Raw genomic sequence first — 22,347 nt, 5'->3', positions numbered from 1 at the left:
ACCGTGTCGTATCCCACCGGCACGGCCTGCGCGTTCCAGATCCCGCCCAGCGACAGCAGGCTCCCCACCGCGCCGAACGGCCCGTCCGCACGGGCGGCGAACGCCTCCACCCCCGTCGCGTCACCGGTCAGCACGCCTGGCCGCAACAGCGTGGGCACCAGCCAGGGCAGGCTGAACCCGGCCAGCACCGCCACCACCGGCGCGACCCGCGCCACCCGCGCCGTCCAGGGCGTGCGGCCCTCCCGGAGCACGGCCAGCGGAAGCGCCGTCAGCGCGGTGATCGCCATGGCCGCGAACCCCCCGGCCGCCGCGGGCGTCATCGCCACCGCCGACCGGCGGGCCGAGCCGGTCGCCCGCACCACCCACGGCAGCGCCGCGTACCCGAGCAGCAGCGCCCACTGCCCCATCAGCAGCCGCTCGGCCACGTACGGATTCCACACGTAGAACGTCCCGGCCACCAGCCGGGGCGTGAGCCGTCGCGACGGCACGAGCAGCGCCGCGCCCGAGCACCCCAGCACGAACACGCCCAGCAGGATCACCTTCTGCACCACCTCGGCCGGCAGCACCCAGGACAGCGCCGTGACCACCGCGTCGCTCGGCACCACCCGGGGTGCGCTCCCGGCGAGCCCGAAGGTGAAGCGGGTGAACACCGGATCCGGCACGAACACCATGTCCTGCACCAGGACGAACCCCGGGCCCAGCGCGGGACCGAGAGTCAGGCATCCCAGGGCGAGCCCGAGCAGCGCGGCGGCCGGGCCGGCGCGAAAGGTACCGCGAAGGGTACAAGGCATCCCGATATGACATCACAACCGCACAACGGGCATTCCCCAACATCACCCGCCTCGTTACCCTTCCGAGCAGGAGGACGGGGTGACGACGATCGGTACTACGGCGCGGGCCCGCTCCGCCGGACGCGAGGACGCCGTGCTGGCCGCGGGGATCGCCATGATCGCCGTTCAGCTCATCTGGAAGTTCGCCCTGGTACGCCGGACGTACTTCCGTCAGGACGACTTCCACTTCATCGCCCGCGGCCTCGAACAGGGCCTGTCGTGGGACTACCTGATGCGCGTCGACTTCGGGCATCTGATGCCCGGGCCGTTCGCGATCCACTGGGTGATGGGCCGGCTCGGCGTCTACAACGACCTGCTCGCCCACACCGTCACGATCGGGCTGCTGGCCGCCGCCGGACTCGCGCTGCTGCGGCTGCTGCACGTGCTGTTCGGGCCTCGCCCGGCCATCCTGGTGCCGCTGGCGTTCTACCTGCTGACGCCGATGACGCTCTCCGCTCTGTCGTGGTGGGCGGTGGTGGTGGAGACCCTGCCGTTCCAGGTCGCGTTGCCGATGGCGCTCGGCTCGCACGTGCTCTACGTGCGCAGCGGGCGTTTCAGGCACGCGGTGGCCGCCGCGGCGTGGACCGTGCTGGCCATGGCGTTCTTCGTCAAGGCGCCGTTCATCCTGCTGCTGGCGTTCGTGCTGACGCTCGGCTGGTTCCCGCGCGCGGACCGCAGGCCGGCGTGGCTGCTCTACCTCACCCTGATCGCGATCTACGCCGCGATCTTCTTCCAGCGGCTCTCCGCCTCGGTGACGCTCACCAACGACGCGGTACGGCCGGCGCTGCCCGACCCGGCGACGGCCGCCGGCTTCACGTGGCAGCTGCTGACCTCCCTGGTGTCCACGGCGTTGGGCGGGCCGTGGGCGTGGCAGCCGATCGGCGACGACTACGCCATCGCCGCCACCCCGCAGGCGCTGGTCTGGGCCGGGCTCGCCGTCGCGGTGGCGGTGGTCGCGGCGTCCGTGCGATACCGGCGGACGGCCTGGCTGGCCTGGCTGACGCTGCTGGCGTATTTCCTGCTCGCCGACGTGGTGCCCGTCGCGATCGGGCGGATCGTCCAGCTCGGGCCCGACCTCGGCGGCCTTGAGCTGCGGTACGTCTCCTCGACGGCGAGCGTGCTCGCCCTCGTGATCGGGCTGGCCTTCCTGCCGCTGCGCGGCGAGGAGCGCCCGTGGCTGCGCCCGCTGCCGAGGCTCCGGCACGCCTGGATCCCGCTCGGGGCGCTGATCGCCGCCGGTTCGCTCTGGTCCGCCGCCGCGTACGCCCGGCTGCCGCTGGGCGACCAGGTCAGGAGCTACGTCGAGACGGCCCGGCTGGCGCTCAAGCGGGTGCCGTCCGGCTCGGTCATCCTCGACGCCCACGTCCCGGGCAAGGTCGCCCACGCGATGTTCTTCTACGACTACGCCCGCGTCTCCAAGCTCCTCGGCCCGCTGGCGGCGCAGCCGGTCACCTGGACCCGGCGGCTGACCGGCCCGGTGCCCAGGCCCCTGGCCTTCGACGGCCAGGGCCGGTTGCGGCCGGTGGTCATCAGCGGAGTCAGGATCCCCCAGCGGGACGGCTGCACCCGGATCTCGGGCAAGGAGACGCGCCTGCGTCTTCCCGCCCCGGTGAGGGCCGGGGAGTGGACGGTGCAGGTCGGCTACCTCAACCCGAAGTCCACCGAGCTGTCGGTGCGGCTCGGCGACGGCACGGCCGCGGTCCGGGCCGGCAGCGGATTCGGCTGGACCTTCGCTCCCGTCCGGGGCGGCGGCGGCGAGGTGCGCCTGCGCACGCTGGACGGCGGGACGGCCTGTGTCGGCGAGATCCGGATCGGCGTCCCCGTCCCCGCGGAGGACGCCGCGGCGATACCGCCGGACCCGGTGACGCGCTGAGCCGGCCTGAGCCACCCACTGGGCCACCCACTGGGCCACCCGGTGAGCGGGCGGCCCAGGCCGCACGGGTCACTTACCGGGTTCGGGGTCCCTCGGCAGGCCCAGCATGCGCTCGCCGATGATGTTGAGCTGCACCTCGGTGGTGCCGCCGTAGATGGTCATGGCGCGGGTGGCGAGCACCGCCCGGTTCCAGTAGCCGGCGTCGCCGAGCTTCATGTCGGCGGCCGTGACCGCGGCCGTGCCGAGCAGTTCCACGGCGGTCTCGGAGACGTGCTGGGCGTGGGAGGTCGACAGCAGCTTGCGTACGGAGGCGTCCGCGCCCGGCTCGGAGCCGGCCAGCTGCTTGAGCGTGACCCGCAGCGACAGCGCGTTGATCGAATGACCCTCGCACACCACCCCGGCCACCCGCTGCGCCTCCACGGGCGACAGGTCCCGGCCGAGCCGCCCCGCCAGGCCGAGCAGGTCGGGCACGGAGGAGCCGGTGCCGCCCGAGCCGGACGACAACGAGACCCGCTCGTTGGACAGCGTGTTGCGGGCCACCTTCCACCCCTCGCCGACCTCGCCCACAACCAGGTCGTCAGGGACGAACACGTCGTCGAGGAAGACCTCGTTGAACAGGTTCTCGCCGGTCATCTCCGTCAGCGGCCTGACCGTGACCCCGGGGGCCTTCATGTCGACCAGGAAGTACGTGATGCCCTCGTGCTTGGAACCCTCGCTGGAGTTACGGGCGATGCAGATGCCCCACTCGGCCACGTGCGCGACCGAGGTCCAGATCTTCTGGCCGTTGAGCTTCCAGCCGCCCTCGACCCGCTCCGCCTTCATCTGCAGCGAGGCCAGGTCGGACCCGGCGCCGGGCTCGGAGAACAGCTGGCACCAGATCATCTCGCCGCTGAGCGTCCTGGGCAGGAACCGTTCCTGCTGCGCCTGGGTGCCGTACGCGGCGATGGACGGCACCACCCAGGCACCGATGATCATCTGGGGCAGCCGGACCTTCGCGGCCCTGAGCTCCTGCGCGATCAGCACCTGCTCGAGCGGCTTGGCGTCGCGGCCCCACGGCCAGGACAGATGGGGCATGACGAAACCACGGGAGGCGAGCGCCCGCTTCTGCTCCTTGCCCTCCAGCCCGGCGATCTCCGCGATCTCGGCGCGGATCGACTCGCGCAGGACCCCCGCGTCCTCCGGCAGGTCGATCTCCATCGGGCGGGAGACGCCCTGCAGGGCGAGCGCGGCGACCGTGGCGGCCCACTCGGACGACGGGCCGAGCAGCGCCCGCAGGGTGAGCGCGCGGCGGTAGTAGAGGTGTACGTCGTGCTCGAAGGTGTAACCGATGCCGCCGAACGTCTGGATCGCGTCCTTCGCGCACTGGACGGCCGCGTCGGGCGCCATCACCCCGGCGACGGCGGCGGCGAACTCCAGCTCCTTGGCCGCGCCGGCGGTCGCACTCTCCGGAGCCTCCACCTGCTCCTCGGGGCCGGAGCGCCGCTCCGCCGCCCTGGTGGCGTCCCAGACGGTGGCGCGGGCCTGCTCCAGCGCGACCAGCATGCGGGACAGCTTGTGCTTGATGCCCTGGAACTGGCCGATCGGGCGGCCGAACTGCACGCGTACCTTGGCGTATTCGGCGGCGGCGGTGACGCACCACGAGGCCAGCCCCGCGGCCTCCGCGCCGAGCACGATGGCCGCCAGGTTGCGTACGTCGGAGCTCTCGACTCCGTCGAGCACCCGCTCCGCGGGCACCGCCACGTCCGCGAGCTCCACCCTGGCGACGGGCCTGGTCAGGTCGAGCGACGGGAGCGCGGTGACCGTGACGGCGGAGGCGTCGGCCACCACCCACTCCTCGCCCTGCGACGTGCTCACCGGCAGCACCAGCACGTCCGCCAGTGGACCGCCGAGCACGGGCTCGGCCGTGCCGGAGACGACCAGGGAGCCGTCGTCGTCACGGACGCCGGTCAGCGCGCCGGTCAGGGCGACCGCGCCGGTGAGCGTGCCGTCGGCCAGGCCCTCCAGCAGGTCGTGCCGCTTGGAGGCGTCGATGACCGCGCCGGCCAGCACGGTCGGCACGTATGGCCCCGGCGCCATCCGCTCGGCCAGCGCCTCCACGGCCACGGCGGCCTCCAGGAGCCCGTAGCCGGACCCGCCCGACTCCTCGGGCAGGTGCAGGCCGAGCAGCCCCTGCTCGGCTAGGCCCGGCCAGAACGGCGGGCGGCCGTCCGCCTCGGCGCGCAGCAGCTCCGCCGGGATGTTCCGCTCCGCCCAGCCGCTCACCGACTCGCGGAGCGCCCCGTGCTCCTCGCTCAACCCGATCGCCATGCTCATCCTCCAGCCAGGTCCGGCACCATGCCAGAACCATATTCTAGAGGATGCTTCTGGGCCTAGAGCGGGCGAACCTGCTTCACGATGGTGCTCAGGTCACGCCAGCGTTCCTTGTCCGTCTCGGGGACAGAGGCCATCAGCAGCGTCGGCTTCGTCCTGCCCACCTCGACCACCGTCACCATGGCCTGGGCGACCTGCTGCTTGCCGTCGAAGGTGTAGGTGACCTTGTACCCGAGCGTCCATCCCTTGCCGACCGGGTTCTTCTGCGAGGCCGTCCACGCGAGCGTGGCGCCCTTGGGGTACTGCGTGCGGATGGTCCAGCGGGCCGCCTCCGTGGCGATCGCACGGTAGTCGGCGTTGGACGACGGCTTCTTGTCCGGCGCGTCACCGGGGTATTTCGCCGAGCCGATCACCGTGTGCGGGATCGCCACCTTGCCGATCCGCTGCGCGACCGAGAACGGCGGGAAGTCCCTGGCCTTCCACGGAGAGCCCAGACGCGGGTATTTGATGCCGGTGTTCTTGTCGGTGATGGTGCCGGTGACCTTGGCCGCCTTGCCGGACAACGTCGGGAACTTCTTGCTCTCCGGCACCGGCGGCAACACGATCGGGCTCTCGGACGCCGTCGGGCTGGGCGTCGCCGACGGGGTGGCCGAACTCGGCACGGGCGCGACGGCGACCACGTCCTCGGGCTGCTCCTGGTTGACGGGCACATCACCCGAGAAGGCCACGAAGACCAGCAGCACGGCGAGCACGGTCGCGAGGCTGGCCCCGGCCAGGTAGACGACCTTGATCGGGATGTCGCCGAGCCCGCGGGGCTCCGGCTTGGACGTGCGCGGCGGCACCGGAGGCGCCTGCGGCTGCATGAACGGCTGCGCGGGCGGCGGCTGACCCGGGGCCGGATTCGGGGGCTGCTGCGGGAATCGGTGCGGCGGCTGGTTGCCAACCTGAGCCGGGTTCCCGGCCCCCGGAGGCGGGCCTCCGGCGTTCGGCGGTCGATATCCGGCGTCTGGGGGCCGGCTGCCGGAGTTCGGAGGCTGGTTCCCGGGGTTCGGGGCCTGGTTCCCGGTGCCTGGAGGCTGGTTCGCAGTGCCGGGAGGCTGGTTCCCCGGACGGCCCGGCGGCTGGTTCTGCGGCGGGTTGCCGGACTGCCCCGGTGGCCGGCCTCCGGGCCGGGCCGGGGGCTGCTTCGCGGGTTGGCCGGCGGGCTTCACCGGGGTGGACGCCCCCTGCACCGGCGGCCGGGCGATCTGGACCGTCTCCTCGGCGGGCAAGACGATCTTGCGAAACGGAGTGGTGGGTGGATCATGCTCAGGTCTCTGGTCGCCGACGTCCGCCATGGCCATGAGATTACGTCACCCCGGCGAGGCATAAATCCGCTATTCCCCTTGCAGAATCTTATTCTGTAAGGTCGGCGACTATGAGGGGTTTCTACGAGATCGCGGCCAACGACCCTGACCGCGCCGCCCTGCTCGGCGACGACCAGGTTTCCTACGGCGCTCTGCTCGACCGGGTGAACCGGGCCTCCAACGGACTGACCGCGCGCGGAACCGGCCCCGGCGACTGCGTGGTCACCGTGCTGAAGAACGGGCTCGACGCCCTGACCATGATGCTGGCGACGTACCAGATCGGCGCGTACCTGGTGCCGGTCAACTGGCATTTCACGGCCGAGGAGATCGACTACATCGTGACCGACTGCGGCGCCGCCGTGGTGGTCGCGCCGCACGCGCTCACGGTCGACGAACTCGTGGCCGGACGGCCCGCCGACGCCCCCGAGCACCGCCGCGCCGGGTCGATGATGCTCTACACCTCGGGCACCACGGGCCGGCCCAAGGGCGTGCGGCGGCGGCTGCTGGACCTGACGCCCGAGGAGCTGTACCCGATCCTGATGCGCAAGAGCTGGCGGCACTTCGGGCTGCCGATGGGCGGGGTGCACCTGGTGTGCTCGCAGCTCTACCACTCGGCGCCGTACGGGCAGGCGATGATGGCGCTGCAGTTCGGGCACACGATCGTGGCGCCGGAACGGTTCGACGCGGCCGGCGCGCTGCGGCTGATCGAACGGCACGGGGTGACGAACGCCTTCATGGTGCCCACCATGTTCCACCGGTTGCTCGCGGTGCCCGATCGGGAGTCGTACGACCTGTCGTCCCTCACCCACCTCTACCACGGCGCCGCGCCCTGCCCGCCGGCCGTCAAGAAGGCGATGATCGACTGGCTGGGGCCGGTGCTGTGGGAGTATTACGGCTCCACCGAGGCGGCCGTGGTGACCATGGTGTCCTCCCAGGAGTGGCTGGCCAGGCCGGGCACGGTCGGCAGGGCGCTGGACGGGATGACGTTCACGATCGTCGGCGATGACGGCGAGGAGGCGCCGCCGGGCTCGCCGGGGCAGGTGTACGTCGAGGGCATCAACCGGTTCGAGTACCACCGCGATCCCGGCAAGACGGCGGCGGCCATGCGCGGCCGGGCGTACACGCCGGGCGACATCGGCTATCTCGACGACGAGGGCTACCTGTTCCTGCTGGACCGGCGGACCGACCTGATCATCTCCGGCGGGGTCAACGTCTATCCGGCCGAGATCGAGGCGGCGCTGCTGGAACACCCCTCCGTGGCGGACGTCGCGGTGATCGGTGTGCCCGACGCCGAGTGGGGGCAGCGGGTCGTGGCGCTCGTGCAGCCCGCGGCGGGAGTCTCCGGCGGCCCGGAGCTCACCGCCGCGTTGCTGCGCCACTGCGAGCCGCGGCTGGCCCGGATGAAGCATCCGCGGGTGATCGAGTATCGCGCGTCGTTGCCGCGTACGCCGACAGGCAAGCTGAGCAGGCGTAACGTCCGAGAAGCGTATCTTTCAGGATGAGCTGGGCACTAAGCCCTGTATGAGGGAGTTCGTCGCAGGACTGGCGGCCACTGCCGTGTTGCTCGCAGGCTGCGGGTCGCCCCCGTCGTCACCGTCGTCACCGGGCGCCGCCACGCCGACAAGTACGGGCACCACCTCCCCGACCGCCTCCCCCACGGCGTCGCTGCAACCGCTCGAGGCGGCGTACGAACGGGTCATCACGAACGTCCTGCCGTCCATCGTGCAGATCACCACGAAGGTGGGCCTCGGCTCCGGCGTCGTGTTCGACAAGGCCGGGCACATCGTCACCAACGCGCACGTGGTCGGCCAGGCTCAGGAGATGGAGGTCACCCTAGCCACCGGCGGCCCGCCGCGCCCGGCCAAGCTGGTCGAGTCGTTCCCCGCCGGAGACCTGGCGGTGATCAAGGTGGACCGGCCCGACGGCCTGCGACCGGCGAAGTTCGGCGACTCGTCGAAGCTGCGGGTCGGCCAGATCGTCCTCGCCATGGGCAACCCGCTGGGCTTCTCGGGCAGCGTGACGAACGGCATCGTCTCGGCACTCGGCCGTACGGTCACCGAGCCGCAGTCCGCCGGCTCGCCCGGCGCCACGATCGCCGGGGCCATCCAGACGTCGGCCGCGATCAATCCCGGCAACAGCGGCGGCGCGCTCGTGGACCTGTCGGGTCAGGTGATCGGCATCCCGACGCTCGCCGCCACGGACCCCGACCTGGGCGGGGGCGCGGCTCCCGGCATCGGCTTCGCGATCCCCAGCAACACCGCCACCGACATCGCCGCCCAGATCGTCAAGGACGGCAAGGTCACCAACACCCACCGGGCCGCGCTGGGCATCAGGGGCAGCACGGTCATCGGCGACGACGGGCAACCCTCCGGCGTGGGCGTGGCCAGGGTCGAGCGCGGCGGGGGCGCCGAGAAGGCCGGCATCCGGGCGGGGGACGTGATCGTCTCGATCAATGACAAGGAGACGCCGACCATGGCCGAGCTGGCCGAGGCCATCACGGCGCTCAAACCCGGCGACAAGGCGCGCGTAGGGGTCATCCGCGCGAGCGGGAAGCGGGAGACTGTCACCGTGACGCTGGGGCAGCTCCCGAGCGAGTGACCCGGAGATCACTCCTGCTTGGCAGTGAAGACGATCTCGACGCGGCGGTTCTCGGCCTGGTTCCTCTTCATGCGTCACCTCGCGGCCGCGCTTGCTCTCGCTCTGGGTGCCGTCCAGCGACTCGACCTCGCCGACGATGTCCTCCACGGGCAGCACCAGGTCCTCGACCGGCCCGGTCGCGTCCGGAGGCGCGCTGGGAGCCGGCGACAACACGAGGGACAGAGCCGCCGGACGGCTGTGCACGCCGAGCTCAGGCCGCGGCGCGCTCGCGGTCGTTCTCGCGCAGGAAGTCCCGGAGCCCTGCCAGGTCGTCGGTGTTGAGGTGGTCCACGTCGGCCGCGACGAGTTCGCGCCAGAGCGCGTCGCGCGCGGGACCGGCCGTGTCGGGGGTGGCCCAGAAGCGTACCCGCTGCCCGTCGCGGTGCGCGGTCGCCACGATCCGGCGCAGCTTCGCCCGTTCGGCGGCCGGCATCTCCCCCTCGCCCAGCCAGCTGAAGTGGTTGGTCCAGTTGTCGCTGATCAGCGGGATCAGGCCGGGGTCGCCCTGCCCCAGGTCGTCCATGCGCCCGTCGTAGAAGGCGTAGCGCCGCTCCTGGCCGGCCATGAGCTCGCGCGGCCGTTCGCCGCTGACGACCACGGTGACGGCGCCGTGCCGGACCCTGCCCTTGTGGCCCTTGTGGTAGGTGGTGAGCATCCTCTTGTACGCCTTGAGCACCCGGTCGAGCTCGGTGTACGTGGCCTCGCCGTTGTTCTTGACGTCCACGAGGAGTTGCAGCGGCTGACGGGTGCCGGGGAAGACGCTTCCGTGCCGCGCCCGGCGGATCAGCGGGTCGAGGTAGAGCGACTGCAGCGTGCGGCCTGGCCGCAGGTCCTCGGGGTCGTGCCCGACGCGCAGTTCGCCGTCCACGAGGTAGATGTCGGCCTCGACGCTGGTGAACCCGTGGTCGAGCGCGTCAAGGAGCGGCCGCTCGTGCTCGTAGTCGTTATGCGCGTGGGCGCGGGGAAGCGGCTCGGGGCGGCCGGCGGCCTGCGCGGGAGCGGCCGCCAGCAGCATGGTTCCTGCCGCGACCAGCACGCCGAGGGTTCGACGCAACATCGCATCTCCTTGACATGGGAGGTAAGGGATGCGTGACACGTTACGCGTGCAAGTTGTGACAGGGGTGACAACTTGCCTAATTGTCGGCGGCGGTCGCGCGGCTCACTCGACGAACTGGATCTGGTGGTCCTCGACCTCGCCGCTGTCGGCCCATCCCGTCGGCGAGGTCACGGACTCCGCCCTCGCGACCATGCGCAGCCGCATCCAGACGGGGCCGTTGGGCAGCGACTCGGGAAGCCGCCACGTCAGCTCCGCGGACGACGCCCCCTCGTCGACCGTCGTGGTGGCCCGCTCGTCGGCGTCGAAGCGGCCGTCGCGGTCGAAGTCGATCCAGCCGGCGACCTTCGACGGCGATCCGGCGGTCACCGGCACCGAGATCCTGCACCTGCCGCCGCTGATCACACTGTTCCCCTCCCCGGCCTCCATGGCGTCGTCGCCCGTGTCCAGGGCCACGGCGCGCGGGGTCATGCTCACCTCGTCGGTGTGGTCCTCGCTCACGGACCACCCGAGGTGGGAGTCCGTGAGCGCGTGGGAGGCCACGCCGTAAGAGGCCGGCGCGTCGGAGACGTCCTCGGCCAGCGACAGCTTGAACGCCGCCCACATCTGCGACACGGACCCGCCGCTCCCGTGGCGCACGTCATGCGCCTTCAGCCGGACCGTGAACGCGCTGACCGTGCCGTTCACCTTGACAGTCCCGCAGGTGTAGACCACCCCGCAGGTCGTGGAGCGGGTGGAGTAGACCCTTTCCGGGTTGATCGCGTCGCTCGTGACCCGGTAGCCCGGGAACCCGGCCGCCCAGGAGAACGTGGGCCTGGCGGGCACTCCGCCGACCAGTTCGACGGCGGGCCAGTAGTCGTCGCGGCGCTTCCTGGACTCGCCGGACGCGCCGCCCGTGCCGAACACGTGCAGCCGCGGGTCGCGTACGGGCCGGGAGAAGGTGAACGTCAACTGGGCGACGTCGCTCCACTTGCCGTCCTCGGCCTCGAACCCCTCGTAGAGGTCGACGAAACCCGCGGACGTCTTGGAGTTGGCCGGGGTCAGGTATTCGTCGTCGGGCGCCGCCGGGTTGGCGGGCGACGCCTCGGCCGACGTCACCCGCGCCGTCCCGATCATCTGCTTGCGCACCGTCACCGTCACCCCGGACGGCGTGCGGCCCGAGGCCACCGTGGCCGAGTTGGCGAACGACGATGGCGCGCTGTCGGCACGCGCGACGGGAGCGACCCCCGAGACGCCGACGAACGCCGTGGCCGTGCAGGCCACCATCACGCGAAAAGCCATGTTTGCTCCCCCGAAGCTCGTGATCCAGATCTAACCGTCCTGCCTGATCCGCCGACGGCGGGACACGGTCAAGACAACGGCAATTTCGCCGCACGCCGCGAGCCGCGCAGGCGCCTCACGAGGCCCCTCGTCACGCGCCGGGCGGCGAAGTCGCACCCGCACACGAACCGCATGGAAGGCCCGAACGTGGCCGCCGCCGCCAGCCCGACCAGGTGCAGCCCGGGGACGGGCGTCTCAAAGGTGCCGCTGAGCCGCGGCGCGGGCCCCTGCGACCCCACCGCGCGCCGAAGGTCCTCACGGAGCATCGTGATCCTCGCCACCTCCACCCGGTAGCCGGTGGCCGCGATCACGTGCTCGGTCTCCAGCGTGGTGGCCGCTCCCGACAGGTCCCTCAGGTGCAGCCGTACGCCGTCGCCGTACTCGGAACCGGTCAGCCGCGCGCCCAGGGTCACCTTGACGGCCCCCTCGAAACGGTCGCGCAGCCACCAGGCGCCGGCGGGTCCGAGCGCGGTGCGTACGACGTGGTCGCGGGCCGCGCCCGGCAGGTGCCTGATCGCGCCAGGCAGCCGGGACCAGGCCACGGAGGGCCAGCCGCCGCCGAGCTTGGAGCGCGGCGCCCGCACACGGGCCGGCAGTGAGCGCCGCTCCTGCGGGACGTCGTTCCACGCCAGCGCGCCCGCCCTCGCGACGAGCCGGACGCTCGCCCCGGCCTCCGCCAGCAGCGTCGCGGTCTCCAGCGCCGACTGCCCCGCCCCCAGCACGGTCACGTCGCGGCCCGCGAACACGGCCGGCTCGTGATGGTCGCAGCTGTGCGTGGCCGCCTCGGGCGGCAGCCCGGCCAGGACGCAGGGCCGGTAGGCGAACGGCAGGTGCCCCACCGCCAGCACCACGGCCCTGGCCAGCATGGACGCCCCCGACGACAGCGTGAGCGCGAACAGGTTCCCCTCGGCGCCGACGGCCGTCACCTCCGACTCGTCGAGCGCCTGACCCACCGTGCGCGCGCGGAACCACTTGCCGTACGCGACGAACCGCTCCACCGGCACCGGCTCGCCGTACGCGTAGCGGTGGAACGCGTCGAGACCGTAGCGCCGCCCGGGGTCGGCGAGATGGGACGCGGCGGCCTCCGACTTCAGCAGCATTCCGCGGGGCATATGGAATTCCCACGCCCGCATCGGTTTTCCGAATATCCGGGCGTCGAGTCCCGCGCCCAGCGCGTGAGCAGCCGCGGAAAGCCCGTACGGGCCCGCGCCCACGATCGCCACGTCAATCACCGGCGTGCGCAAATTTCCTCCATCGTTGTTTCCGTGACCCGGCGAGCCGGGCCATACCACGCTTTATGGTCTGACCGGCCATTCCCACGAAAGGCCGGGGGTCGTCGGCCGACAACCAGGCGAATTCATCGGCCACGCACAGGGCGCGCAGGCTTTTCGGGCCGGCCGTGAAGAGGTCGTAGTTCTCCACCACGTACGTCCGGCCGTGACCGGCCCTGCCCGGCACCGTCGACCGGCCCGTCGACCGGCCCGTCCACCGGCCCGAGAGATGCAGGTGGGCGGCGCGTACGAGGTCGAGGCCGTCGCCGTCGGTGAACAGGCGGAACTGGGCGCCGAGCCGGGGGTTGAAGTCGAGCAGGTGGTAGGCGTCCGCCGACGGGTCGTGGCGGAAGTCGATGTCGACGACCCCGCGGTAGCCGAGCGTCATCGCCAGCTCTTGCGCCGTGTCCTCCACGACCGGGTTGGGCAGCCACCGCCCCCAGGTGGTGAGCCCGGCGCCTCGCGGGTAGGCGCGTTCCTTGCGTCCCGCGCCGCCGTACAGGCAGCGGGAGTTCTCGTCGAAATAGCCGTGGAAGAACCAGTCCGAGCCCGGCCCGCCCGGTACGAAACGCTGGAACAGCAGCTCGCTCCTCTCCACGTGCTGGAGCAGCCGCGCCACCTGCTGGGTCCCGCGCACCAGGCCGGTCCTGCGCAACCCCGCGGGCAGCAGCCAGGGTTGCGCCCATTTGGCGACCAGCGGCAGCCCGAAGTCGGCGACGGCCACCGCCGCGTCGTCCGCGCCCCTGATCAGGCGGGTCTCCGGGTGGACGACGCCGAGCGTGGTGCAGAGCCGGTGCAGCAGGCGCTTGTCCGCCAGCCTGCGCGGCAGGCCGGGCGGCTGGCCGGGGAGGAGGTAGTACGGACGCAGTTCGGCCGCGTGCTCGGCGACCGCGATGGCCCCGGCGTCGTCCAGCGTCAGGAGCACGGCCCGCCGTCCGATGCGCTCGGCGACCCGCGTGAGCGTCCGGACGGTGTCCCGGCCGCGCGACCACGTGTGCATCCGCGCCAGGTACCGGGAGCGGTACGTCGGCGCGTGCGCGCCCTCGACGAGCCCGTGCACCTCCACCCCGGCCCTGCCGAGCGAGCGAATGGCACCGAGCGTCCCGTGATGAAAGACATTGGAGTCCAGTCGCAGAAGGAGCGCCGGGACGGTGCAATCGAACATGATGTACGTCCTACTCCTTACGAATAGCTATTGATCCGGCAAATCCCAGGTTGCATATCCGATCGGCCGTTATTCGAGGTGTAGGGAATGAGGGAAAACTCCGACGGGGGATATGCGATGGTGATGAGAAAGGGCTGTCTGCGTTGTTCGCTGGCGATCGTCACGATTGCGGCGGCGGTGTGGCTGGGCCTGAGCGCACGGGGCGACAACCCGCCGGACCACCGGCAGCGTCCCGGCGCGGCGCTGGGTGTCTTCCTCGGCTCCGACTCGCGCGGCCCCGTGCACCTGGAGCGCTTCGAGTCCTGGTTGAAGAGCAGCGTGACGGTGGGACGCACCTACCTGCCCGGCGAGACGTGGAAGTCGATCGAGGGGGCCGAGTTCGTGCTCGGCCCCTGGACCCGCTGGAGAAGCGCCGAGCCGGACCGGGTCCTGGCGCTGAACGTGCCGATGGTCGCGCCGAACGAGTCGAGGATGCCGGACCACGAGGTGGCCCAGCGGCTGGCCGAGGGCGCACGCGGCGAGCGCGACCACCACTTCGGCGAGCTCGGCAGGAAGCTGGTCTCCGCCGGCGCGGGTGACACGATCATCGTGCTCGGCTGGGAGATGAACGGCACGACCTACTCCAGCCGCTGCGCGCCCGACCCGCAGGCGTGGAAGCAGTACTGGCGGCGCATCGTGGCGGCCATGCGCGCGACGCCGGGCCAGCGATTCCGCTTCGACTTCGCGCCCAGCCGCGGGCTCGACGCCATCCCCTGGACGGAGTGTTACCCGGGTGACGACGTGGTCGACATCATCGGCATGGACAGCTACGACCAGGGACCTGGCGACGACTTCTCCGACTACGTCACCCAGCCGTACGGGCTGCAGGCGCACGCCGACTTCGCGGCCCAGCACGGCAAGGCCATCTCGTTCCCCGAGTGGGGGCTGTTCCGCAACGGCGACCGGCCCGACTATGTCCGCCGGATGCTCGACTGGATCGACAGTCACAACGTGCTCTATCACTCGATCTCCGATTACTGTCCTCACGGCATCTGGCAGTGCTCGTCGAACCCGCGCTCGGCGGAGATCTTCCGCGAGCGGCTGCGCCGGCGGCCGTTCCCCGTACCGACTCCGAGCAGCCCGAGCGTGCACTCGGCGAGCGCGTCCATCGACCCGCCCGCGTCGAATCCGGCCGCCAGCTCGACGGCGGCCGAGCCCTCCGCCGCCGCCAGCGAGGGGCTCCCGAGCCTGAGCAGCAGCGCCTCCGCCAACGCCGCCGCGTCACCGGGCGGCACGAGCGCGCCGACGGCCCCGGACACCAGCTCGGAGATCCCAGGCACGCCGCAGGCGATGAGGCAACGCCCCGTGGCCAGCGCCTCCAGCGCCGTGAGCGGCAGCCCCTCCCAGCGGGAGGGCAGCACCACCACGTCGGCCGCGACGTACCAGGGCCTGGCGTCGGACACGTCGCCGGTGAAGTGAACGCGCGGCACGGCCCGCGCCCGCAGCTCGGGCAGCAGCGGGCCGTCGCCGACGACGACCAACCGGGCCGCGCCGTCGCGCGCGGCCACCCGTTCCCACGCCGACAGCAGCAGGTCCTGGCCCTTCTGCCGGGTGACCCGGCCGACGCAGACCGCCAGCGGCGTTCCCTCGGGGATGCCGTGGCCCGCGCGGGCCGCCGTACGTTCCGCCGGGGAGGCCGGCCGGAAGCGGCGCAGGTCCACGCCGTTGCGGACCACCACGAGCTCGGCGGGCACGCCGTGCCGCCTGGCCAGCGCCGCCTCGCCCTCGCCCACGCAGACCACCAGGTCGGCCCAGCGCGCGGCCAGCCGTTCCCAGCCCAGGCAGGCGGCGGCGAGCACGCCGCGGGCGGCCAGCCAGGACCAGCCGTGCGGCTGGAAGACGGTGGGCACCCGTCCCCTCAGCGTGGCCCGGCCCGCCAGCCCGGCCTTGGAGGAGTGCAGGTGCACCACGTCGGGGCCGAACTCTCCGACGATCCGCGCCAGCCGGGCCGCCTGCCCCACGTCGGCGGCACCCGGCGCGCGGGTCGCCTCCCAGGCCAGGCAGGGCACGCCCGAACCGGCCAGGTCGCCGGCCAGCGGACCGGCCGGCGGGCAGGCGACCGCGACCCGCCAGCCCCGCCGCGCCTGGTCGGCGGCGGCCATCGCCACGTACGCGCCGACCCCGCCGTCCACCGGCTGGGTGACGTGCAGGACGCGCGGCCTCACCGCCATGCCGCGAACCTCTCCACCAGCCGCGGGCAGCGCCGCTTCAGCAGTTCCCGGCCCGCGGCCCGGGTGCCGGCGCTCGCGGCGTAGGCGGCCGAGCGTACGCCGCGGCCCAGCATCACCCGCTGGTTGACGACCGCCTCGCAGCCGAACTTCGCCTTGTGCGGCTCGTCGCCGCGCAGCAGGCTCAGCACCGGTTTGGCCAGCCGGTGGGCCGTCTCCAGGTTGTCCCGCAACAACATCGTCAGCACGTCGGCCTCGGCGCGCAGCTCCGGATCCGCGCCGTACAGGTAGCCGCCCACGAAGTCCTTGCCGACCACCGTCAGATCGCAGGCCCGCAGCCGTCCCCGTACCCTGAACTCCTTCAGAACCGCGCGGTCCTCCACCACCAGCGACCGCGTGGCCCGCGTCAGATGGTCCATGAAGCGCGGCTCCGTGTGCTGGACGTTGATCCCCCGGCTCTCCCACTGCAGGACGTGCAGTCGCAGCAGCTCGCGCACCGAGTGCTCGACCCGGTCCGGCTCGACCACGTCCACCGACAGGTCCATCGCGTCGAGCTTGCGCATCGCCGTACGCAGCCGCCGTGCGCGCCGGCTGTTGAGCCCGGCCATCACCTGCTCGATCGGCCGGCCGGGCAGTTGCAGGCAGGTGGAGGCGGGCAGAGTCCAGGCCCGGCCGCCCCAGAGCCCCGCCAGCCGCAGGATCGCCGCGCCCGGCCGCGCCTCGGGCAGGTCGATCACGTCCCAGCCCGGCTGGGCGAGCAGCCCGGCTCGCAGCTCGCGCAGGCCCGCCTCGCCCTCGGCGTCGTCCACCATGATGTCCGTGAAGTCGGACTGCCCGCCGCCGACGGGCGTCAGCACCCGGCAGCCCAGCCGGTACTCCAGCCTGAGGGGCGCCGCAGCGACCAGCCGCCCGCCCCGGTAGGCCAGGAACACCCGCAGCCGCCCCGGAGTGCCGTACGCCCGCCACCAGGAGCAGAGCCAGCTGTACGACTGGAACGGCGTGGCGGCCGAACTGCGCGCGTACAGGCCGGCCCAGTCCTCCGCCAATCCCGCCAGCGCGTTGCGCGGCACGACCCGCAGCGTGGGCCCCAGCGTGGGACGCAGCGTGGGACGCAGCGTGGGCCGCCCGGCGCGCGGGATCGGAGGCGAGGTCCGCGACGTGGACGCGCCCGGCGTCGCGGCGCTCACGCCTTCGCCCCGGTCAGCACCGGCGCGGGCTCTTCGCGCCGCACCTGCCGGAGCGCCTGCGGCGCGGCCAGGCGGACCAGCCCGGCGACCAGGGCCGCGCCGAAGCCGCCGACGGCGATGCCGACCAGTGGCACCGGGGCCGAGGGGTGAGCCGGGATGGACGCGCTGGCGAAGGGCGCCAGCCGTACGCGGGTGTCGGTGGCGTGCCTGTTGGCGTACGTGATCAGCGCGGTGGCGGCCCGGTTGGCGCGGTCGGCGGCCACCCACGCGGTGGGCGCCACGGACGTGAGCCGCACCAGCGGCGCGTCCGGCGAGGCGGCCACGCTCAGGCTGTCCCACTCGGTCTCGTCACCGGTGAGCAGGCCGGGGTGGGCGGAGATGCGGGCGTAGGCGGAGGCGAAGTCGATCGCCTGCGCCGGGTCGCCGCCCGCCACCACCACGACGTAGGCGTCGGCGGAGTAGACGGCGTCGCTCGCCACGGCGTACACGGCCCCGCCCGTCGCTCCCAGCGTCAGGGACAGCGGCAGCCACCATCGCGCGAGCACGCTCATGATGCGGGCCCGGTTCCATGTCATCGTTGATCCTCCGTGGGTACGGCGCCCAGCAGGCGCAGGTAGAGCGACTCCAGCCGGTCGGCCTGACGGCGGATGTCGTAGAGGCGGACGGCCTCGGGCGGCGGCAGCCGTCCGGGCGGGCGGGCGGCGAGCGCGGCCAGTTCGGCGGCGAGCCGGTCCGGCGGGACACGCCTGGCCCCGGGCGCGGAACCCGGCGGCAGGTCGTCGACGGCCGGGCAGGCGTCGTACAGGACGGGCAGGCCCGCGGCGAGCGCCTCGACGACCGCCAGCCCGAACGTCTCCTCCGCCGACGGAGCGGCCAGCACGTCCATCGCCGACAACATCGCCCGCACGTCGGTCGACTCGCCGGCGAAGATCAGCCGGTGACCCGCGCCCACCGAACCGGCGAACTGCCGCAGCCGCGGCTCGTACGAACCGGAGCCGACCAGGAGCAGGACCGCGGATCCGAGCGCCGGCAAGGCCTCGATCAGCGTGTCGAAACGTTTGCCCGGCTCCAGCCGGCCCACCCCGCCGATCACGAAGGCGCGCGCGGGCACGCCCAGCCGCAGCCGGGTGCGCCGGCGCAGCGCCGCGTCGAAGCCGAACGCCCGGCCGTCGACGCCGTTGGGGATCACCACGATGCGCGAGCGCGGCACGCCCCAGCCGGCCAGCCGGTCGGCCACGGTCGGCGAGACTGCCACGGTCAGGTGTCCGAGCAGCTCACTGGCCAGGTACAGCGCCCTGACGGGGAGGGTGAGCCTGCGCCCCTCGATGTGCTCGCGGCCGATCGAGTGCTCGGTCGCCACGATCGCGGGGACGTTCGCCAGCCGCGCGGCCAGCCTGCCGTACACGCAGGCGCGATACAGGTGGGTGTGCACCACTTCGTAGCGGTGCCTGCGCATGAGCCTGGCCAGCCGCCCGACGGCCCGCAGGTCCCGGTTGCCGCGCATCCCCACCTGGTGGACGGGCACGCCGGTACGCGCGATGGCGTCCGCGACCACGCCGCTGCCGGTGAGGACCGCGACGTCGCACCGGGCCCGCAGGTGCGGCAGCAGGAACCGCAACTGCTGCTCCGCGCCGCCCGCCGCCAGACCCGTGATGACGTGCAGGACCTTCACCAGGCCCACCGGACCCGGTGACGCGCGTGCTTGGCCCGCAGCCGCAGGGCGCCGTCCCGCTCGCCGACATAGGTGCGCGGCAGCGCGTACCGGCCGCTGAGCTCCGACTTCCAGATCGCGCAGCCGTAGCCGTAGCCGGCCCTGCGAACGGCGTCCACCTCCCGCGCGCCGGCGTGCCCGTACGGGTAGCAGAAGCCGTTCACCGGCTCGCCCAGCAGGTCCTCCAGCGCCGCCTTGCCGCCCGCCACCTCGTCATGGAGCTCGGCCTCGCTCAGCCCGGTCAGCGAGCGGTGCCCGGCCGAGTGCGAGCCGACCTCCATGCCGTGCCGCGCGGCCCAGCGCAGGCCGTCGGCGTCCATGAGGCGTTTGCGCGGCCCTCCCTCGTCCCAGGCGTTGTGCTCGCCGACCAGGCCGGACACCACGAAGACCGTGGCGCTGAACCCGCGTTCGAGCAGCGCGGGGACGACCTCGCTGCAGAAGTCGGCGTACCCGTCGTCGAAGGTGAGCCCGACCAGTCCCTTCGCGTCGCCCTCTGTGTGGGCGCGCAGCAGCCGGCTCATGGAGACACCGGTCAGGCCGCGCCGGGCCAGCCAGAGCAACTGCCGGGCGAAGCGGTCGGGCGAGACGGTGATCTGGAAGGGATCGTCGTCACATTTGTCGACGGAGTGGTACATGAGCACGTACGGCATGGCGGTCATGCGCGGCCTCGCGTCCTGATCGAGCGGGTGATTTCTGTCAGCGTGGTCGTGGCCCCCGCCAGCGCCGCGACGGCGCAGCAGGCGGCGGCGATCGCGGCGCAGGTCAGAGCGAGCGCCACCGGCTGCGGCAGGCCCGCGAGCAGCGGCCGCGTCAGCAGGCCCGCGGCGACGGCGGCCGCGGCGGCGAGGAGCAGCACGCCGACGGGCGCGGCGGCGTCGCGCAGCGGCAGGGCGATGACCCGCCGACGCAGCCCGGCCACCAGTACCATGCCGGTCAGCGTGATCCCGGCGGCGTTGGCCGCGGCCAGCCCCGTGACACCCCACGCCGGCCGGGCCAGCAGAGCCGTCACGGCCAGCCCGGCGGCCATCGCGAGTGCCGGGTACCACGAGGCGCGGGGCCCGCAGAAGTACGCGCGGCACACGATCCCCACGATCGCCTGGCCGAGCAGACCCAGCGCGTACACGCGCACGATCTGCGCGGTGGCGACGGTGTCCGCCTCGGTGAACGCGCCGTACCGCAACAGGACGGCCACGACGTCGGGAGCGCAGACCAGCAGCGCCGCCGTGGCGGGCAGCACGATCGCCGAGGCGGCGACCACGTCGCCGGCCAGCCGTTCGCGGGCTCGCTCGCGGTCGCCGGCGGCGACGGCGCGGGCGAGGGCGGGGAAGGTCACCGTCGCCACGATCAGCGACAGGACCATCGGCACCTGCGCGATCTTCTGCGCGTAGTTGAGGTGCGAGATCGACCCTTCGGGCAGCGAGGAGCCGACGTACCTCTCGATGAAGACCTGGCTCTGGCGCGCGAGCGTGAAGACCGCGATCGGCAGGAACGCCGCCAGGGGCAGCGGCATCCCGCGCGTCGGGCGGCGGGGACGGCCGAAGCGCCGCACGAACGCCGGAGCCTGGACGAGCACCATGGCGACGCCGCCCACGGCCACGCCCACCGCGGCGGCGTACGCGCCCTGGTCGCGCAGGGACCACAGGCAGACGATGATCCCCACGTTGTAGGCGACGTAGATGGCGGCGGGCGGAGCGAACGTCTCATGCGAGCGCAGCGCCGCGCTGAGATATCCGGCCAGCCCGAACGTGAGGATCGTGACCGAGGCGACACGCATGCAGTCGGCCGCGAGGTCCGCCCGCGGAATGCCGGGAGCGAGCACGCCGACCAGCCACGGCGCGCTCGCGGCGGCCACCGCGCTCAGCGCCGCGAGCCCCAGGCACAGGTACGGCAACGTCGACGACACCAGGACCCGCGCGTCGTCGCCCGCCTCCACCGCCCGGCTGAACAGCGGCACCAGCACGAAGGCCATGGCGCCCTCGATGAGCAGGGGCGCCGCGGTCTCCGGGATCGTCCAGGCGACGAGGAACGCGTCGGTGCCGGCGTCGGCCCCGAACGTCGTGCCCAGCAGCAGGTCACGGACGAAGCCGAGCAGCGAGCCGAGCCCGACGAGCAGCGCGGTGACGCTGACGGCCCTGACCGCGGGCGAGGTGGCCGTCGTCATCGTGTCCCGCCGTGCCCGGCCGGTACGCCGGTCACCGGTGACGGCGCGGGCCGGGCGACGCGCGACAGGACGAGCCCGAGCACGACCGACATGACCAGCGTCGGAGGCCCGCCGATGTCGCCGTAGACGAAGTCGGCCAGCTGCCACGTCAGCAGCCCGGCCGCGATGACCGCGCCCCCTCGGACCGCCCACCACGCCAGCGACCCCAGGCAGAGCCCGAGCGCGGCCAGGCCGAGCAGTCCCTGTTCGCTGAGGGTCAGCAGGTACATGTTGTGCGGCGAGAGCAGCGGCCGGCGCTGGAAGCCGTGGACCGGGTCGTCGGTGTCGCTGCCCGACGACAGCTCGATCGGCGCGTACGTGTCGCGCAGCTCCGCGAACCGGCGCGGGCCCACGCCCGTGAGCGGGTGGTCGAGCCACATGCCCGCGGCGGTGCGCCAGAGGGTGTACCGGTCGCTCAGCGACTGGTCGGGCTGGGTCACGGCGGTGGCGATCGAGGCGGCCCGCCGTCCCAGCACGTCCGATCCCGTGCCGAGCCCGGCGGCCAGCAGCACGATCCCGGCGGCGGCGCCGGCGAGGACCATCCGGGCGGCGAGCACCCGGCTGTGCAGGAACACCATGACCAGGACCGCGCAGAGCAGGGCCAGCCAGGCTCCCCTGCTGAGCGACAGGGCGAGGGGGACGCAGAGCAGGGCCGCGCCCCCGAACGCGGCCGCGCGCCACCGTCCGCGTACGGCGAGGCCCGCGCCCAGCAGGATGACCACGCCGAAGCTGACCACGCCGGCCATGCCCATGACGTCGAGCGCGCCGAACGTGCCGACGGCCCGCACCCGCTCGCCCGCGTACGACGCCCCGGTGCCGGTGAGCGTCTGGACGCAGCCGACCACGCCCTGCACGGCCGCCGCGCCGACGACCGCACCGCCCACGATCAGCCGGTCGGCCCGGTCGCGCACCGTCACCATGACGGCCAGCGGGACGATCACGAACACCTGGACGTACCTGAGGCCGCCGGGCACGCTCGCCGCCATGTCGGGCGAGGCCAGCACGGCGATGCAGGCCGCGCCCGCGACGGGGGCGAGGACCAGCGCGCGGGCGGGCAGTTCGGCCGCGCGCCCGCTCGCGACCAGGAGCGCGAGCGCGACGGCGGCCAGCGCGACGGTGGCGAGGTCGGCGGCCGTCACCCGCGCCTGCCCGAACACGCCGCCGGCCCCGGCGGGCAGACAGGTGAGGAGCACGGTCGCGGCCGCCACGAGGCTCGGTCGGTGCAGGGCGCCCAAG

Annotated in this window: 18 protein-coding genes and 1 pseudogene; 4 read left to right on the top strand and 15 right to left on the bottom strand. The window is 73.0% G+C overall.

Going from position 1 to position 22,347, the window contains the following annotated elements; genetic code table 11:
• Nucleotides 1–791 (bottom strand): MmpA family trehalose lipid delivery protein (locus tag E1267_RS17765; protein WP_484213940.1); only part of this gene is annotated, 791 nt, incomplete at its 3' end.
• Between the two features lie 79 nt (nt 792–870).
• Here E1267_RS17765 and E1267_RS17760 point away from each other — a divergent pair.
• The gene (locus E1267_RS17760; RefSeq protein ID WP_132333684.1) at nt 871–2,703 is read left to right on the top strand and encodes a hypothetical protein; all 1,833 of its coding nucleotides are present in this window, start codon (nt 871–873) and stop codon (nt 2,701–2,703) included.
• 69 nt (nt 2,704–2,772) lie between these two features.
• Here the strand turns inward: E1267_RS17760 and E1267_RS17755 are convergent, their stop codons facing one another.
• The gene (locus E1267_RS17755; RefSeq protein ID WP_132333683.1) at nt 2,773–5,010 is read right to left on the bottom strand and encodes an acyl-CoA dehydrogenase family protein; all 2,238 of its coding nucleotides are present in this window, start codon (nt 5,008–5,010) and stop codon (nt 2,773–2,775) included.
• 62 nt (nt 5,011–5,072) lie between these two features.
• A complete protein-coding gene (locus E1267_RS17750; RefSeq protein ID WP_132333682.1) occupies nt 5,073–5,876 on the bottom strand; it encodes a hypothetical protein in 804 nt (267 codons plus the stop codon).
• Nucleotides 5,877–6,430: 554 nt separating this feature from the next.
• On the opposite strand from E1267_RS17750, the gene E1267_RS17745 reads away from it, so the two are divergent.
• Entirely contained in the window at nt 6,431–7,861 is a 1,431-nt protein-coding gene (locus E1267_RS17745) for an AMP-binding protein (protein ID WP_132333681.1), read from the top strand.
• Nucleotides 7,862–7,880: 19 nt separating this feature from the next.
• Nucleotides 7,881–8,957, top strand: coding sequence for a S1C family serine protease (locus E1267_RS17740; RefSeq protein WP_132333680.1), 1,077 nt, complete (start codon nt 7,881–7,883; stop codon nt 8,955–8,957).
• Between the two features lie 250 nt (nt 8,958–9,207).
• Here E1267_RS17740 and E1267_RS17730 read toward each other — a convergent pair whose 3' ends face one another.
• The 5 genes from E1267_RS17730 to E1267_RS45665 all read right to left on the bottom strand — a co-directional run bounded on the left by E1267_RS17730 (nt 9,208) and on the right by E1267_RS45665 (nt 14,420).
• A complete protein-coding gene (locus tag E1267_RS17730; protein ID WP_132333679.1) occupies nt 9,208–10,053 on the bottom strand; it encodes a phosphatidylinositol-specific phospholipase C/glycerophosphodiester phosphodiesterase family protein in 846 nt (281 codons plus the stop codon).
• Between the two features lie 102 nt (nt 10,054–10,155).
• Nucleotides 10,156–11,331, bottom strand: a complete 1,176-nt coding sequence (locus tag E1267_RS17725) for a GEVED domain-containing protein (protein WP_132333678.1) — start codon at nt 11,329–11,331, stop codon at nt 10,156–10,158.
• Between the two features lie 68 nt (nt 11,332–11,399).
• Nucleotides 11,400–12,584 carry an NAD(P)-binding domain-containing protein gene (locus E1267_RS17720; RefSeq protein WP_246063984.1) on the bottom strand — a complete coding sequence of 395 codons (1,185 nt, stop codon included), beginning with the start codon at nt 12,582–12,584 and terminating at the stop codon, nt 11,400–11,402.
• A gap of 10 nt (nt 12,585–12,594) precedes the next feature.
• On the bottom strand, nt 12,595–13,806 hold the full coding sequence (locus E1267_RS17715; protein ID WP_132333677.1) for a carboxylate--amine ligase: 1,212 nt from the start codon (nt 13,804–13,806) through the stop codon (nt 12,595–12,597).
• Between the two features lie 335 nt (nt 13,807–14,141).
• Nucleotides 14,142–14,420: a hypothetical protein gene (locus tag E1267_RS45665; RefSeq protein ID WP_220449536.1), complete on the bottom strand. Its 279-nt coding sequence runs from the start codon at nt 14,418–14,420 to the stop codon at nt 14,142–14,144.
• Between E1267_RS45665 and E1267_RS47915 the strand changes: the two are divergent.
• Nucleotides 14,410–14,577, top strand: a pseudogene (locus tag E1267_RS47915) (glycosyl hydrolase family 26); the annotation flags it as partial. The gene E1267_RS45665 and the pseudogene E1267_RS47915 sit on opposite strands and share 11 nt — an antisense overlap.
• A gap of 251 nt (nt 14,578–14,828) precedes the next feature.
• On the opposite strand, the gene E1267_RS17705 reads toward E1267_RS47915, so the two are convergent.
• The 7 genes from E1267_RS17705 to E1267_RS17675 are packed head-to-tail and all read right to left on the bottom strand — an operon-like array spanning nt 14,829 to nt 22,346.
• Nucleotides 14,829–16,016, bottom strand: coding sequence for a glycosyltransferase (locus E1267_RS17705; RefSeq protein WP_132333676.1), 1,188 nt, complete (start codon nt 16,014–16,016; stop codon nt 14,829–14,831).
• Nucleotides 16,007–17,200: a GNAT family N-acetyltransferase gene (locus E1267_RS17700; protein WP_132333675.1), complete on the bottom strand. Its 1,194-nt coding sequence runs from the start codon at nt 17,198–17,200 to the stop codon at nt 16,007–16,009. Before E1267_RS17700 ends, E1267_RS17705 begins: the two co-directional genes overlap by 10 nt.
• Entirely contained in the window at nt 17,197–17,775 is a 579-nt protein-coding gene (locus E1267_RS17695) for a YveK family protein (protein WP_132333674.1), read from the bottom strand. Before E1267_RS17695 ends, E1267_RS17700 begins: the two co-directional genes overlap by 4 nt.
• On the bottom strand, nt 17,772–18,872 hold the full coding sequence (locus E1267_RS17690) for a glycosyltransferase (protein WP_132333673.1): 1,101 nt from the start codon (nt 18,870–18,872) through the stop codon (nt 17,772–17,774). The genes E1267_RS17695 and E1267_RS17690 overlap by 4 nt, the downstream gene beginning before the upstream one ends.
• The gene (locus E1267_RS17685; RefSeq protein ID WP_246063983.1) at nt 18,869–19,570 is read right to left on the bottom strand and encodes a polysaccharide deacetylase family protein; all 702 of its coding nucleotides are present in this window, start codon (nt 19,568–19,570) and stop codon (nt 18,869–18,871) included. Before E1267_RS17685 ends, E1267_RS17690 begins: the two co-directional genes overlap by 4 nt.
• Nucleotides 19,567–21,072 carry a lipid II flippase MurJ gene (locus E1267_RS17680; protein WP_132333672.1) on the bottom strand — a complete coding sequence of 502 codons (1,506 nt, stop codon included), beginning with the start codon at nt 21,070–21,072 and terminating at the stop codon, nt 19,567–19,569. Before E1267_RS17680 ends, E1267_RS17685 begins: the two co-directional genes overlap by 4 nt.
• Entirely contained in the window at nt 21,069–22,346 is a 1,278-nt protein-coding gene (locus E1267_RS17675; RefSeq protein WP_132333671.1) for an O-antigen ligase family protein, read from the bottom strand. Before E1267_RS17675 ends, E1267_RS17680 begins: the two co-directional genes overlap by 4 nt.
• Nucleotide 22,347 lies beyond the last annotated feature (1 nt).

Source organism: Nonomuraea longispora (assembly GCF_004348345.1).
GTDB lineage: Bacteria > Actinomycetota > Actinomycetes > Streptosporangiales > Streptosporangiaceae > Nonomuraea > Nonomuraea longispora.
This window is presented reverse-complemented; position numbering and strand designations above follow the sequence as displayed.

Bases quoted from the DNA above. Each gene is read 5' to 3' on its own strand.
- E1267_RS17755 (WP_132333683.1), bottom strand. From the start codon at position 5,010: ATGGCGATCGGGTTGAGCGAGGAGCACGGGGCGCTCCGCGAGTCGGTG.
- E1267_RS17750 (WP_132333682.1), bottom strand. From the start codon at position 5,876: ATGCAGCCGCAGGCGCCTCCGGTGCCGCCGCGCACGTCCAAGCCGGAG.
- E1267_RS17745 (WP_132333681.1), top strand. From the start codon at position 6,431: ATGAGGGGTTTCTACGAGATCGCGGCCAACGACCCTGACCGCGCCGCC.
- E1267_RS17740 (WP_132333680.1), top strand. From the start codon at position 7,881: ATGAGGGAGTTCGTCGCAGGACTGGCGGCCACTGCCGTGTTGCTCGCA.
- E1267_RS17730 (WP_132333679.1), bottom strand. From the start codon at position 10,053: ATGTTGCGTCGAACCCTCGGCGTGCTGGTCGCGGCAGGAACCATGCTG.
- E1267_RS17725 (WP_132333678.1), bottom strand. From the start codon at position 11,331: ATGGCTTTTCGCGTGATGGTGGCCTGCACGGCCACGGCGTTCGTCGGC.
- E1267_RS17715 (WP_132333677.1), bottom strand. From the start codon at position 13,806: ATGTTCGATTGCACCGTCCCGGCGCTCCTTCTGCGACTGGACTCCAAT.
- E1267_RS17705 (WP_132333676.1), bottom strand. From the start codon at position 16,016: ATGGCGGTGAGGCCGCGCGTCCTGCACGTCACCCAGCCGGTGGACGGC.
- E1267_RS17695 (WP_132333674.1), bottom strand. From the start codon at position 17,775: ATGACATGGAACCGGGCCCGCATCATGAGCGTGCTCGCGCGATGGTGG.
- E1267_RS17685 (WP_246063983.1), bottom strand. From the start codon at position 19,570: ATGACCGCCATGCCGTACGTGCTCATGTACCACTCCGTCGACAAATGT.
- E1267_RS17680 (WP_132333672.1), bottom strand. From the start codon at position 21,072: ATGACGACGGCCACCTCGCCCGCGGTCAGGGCCGTCAGCGTCACCGCG.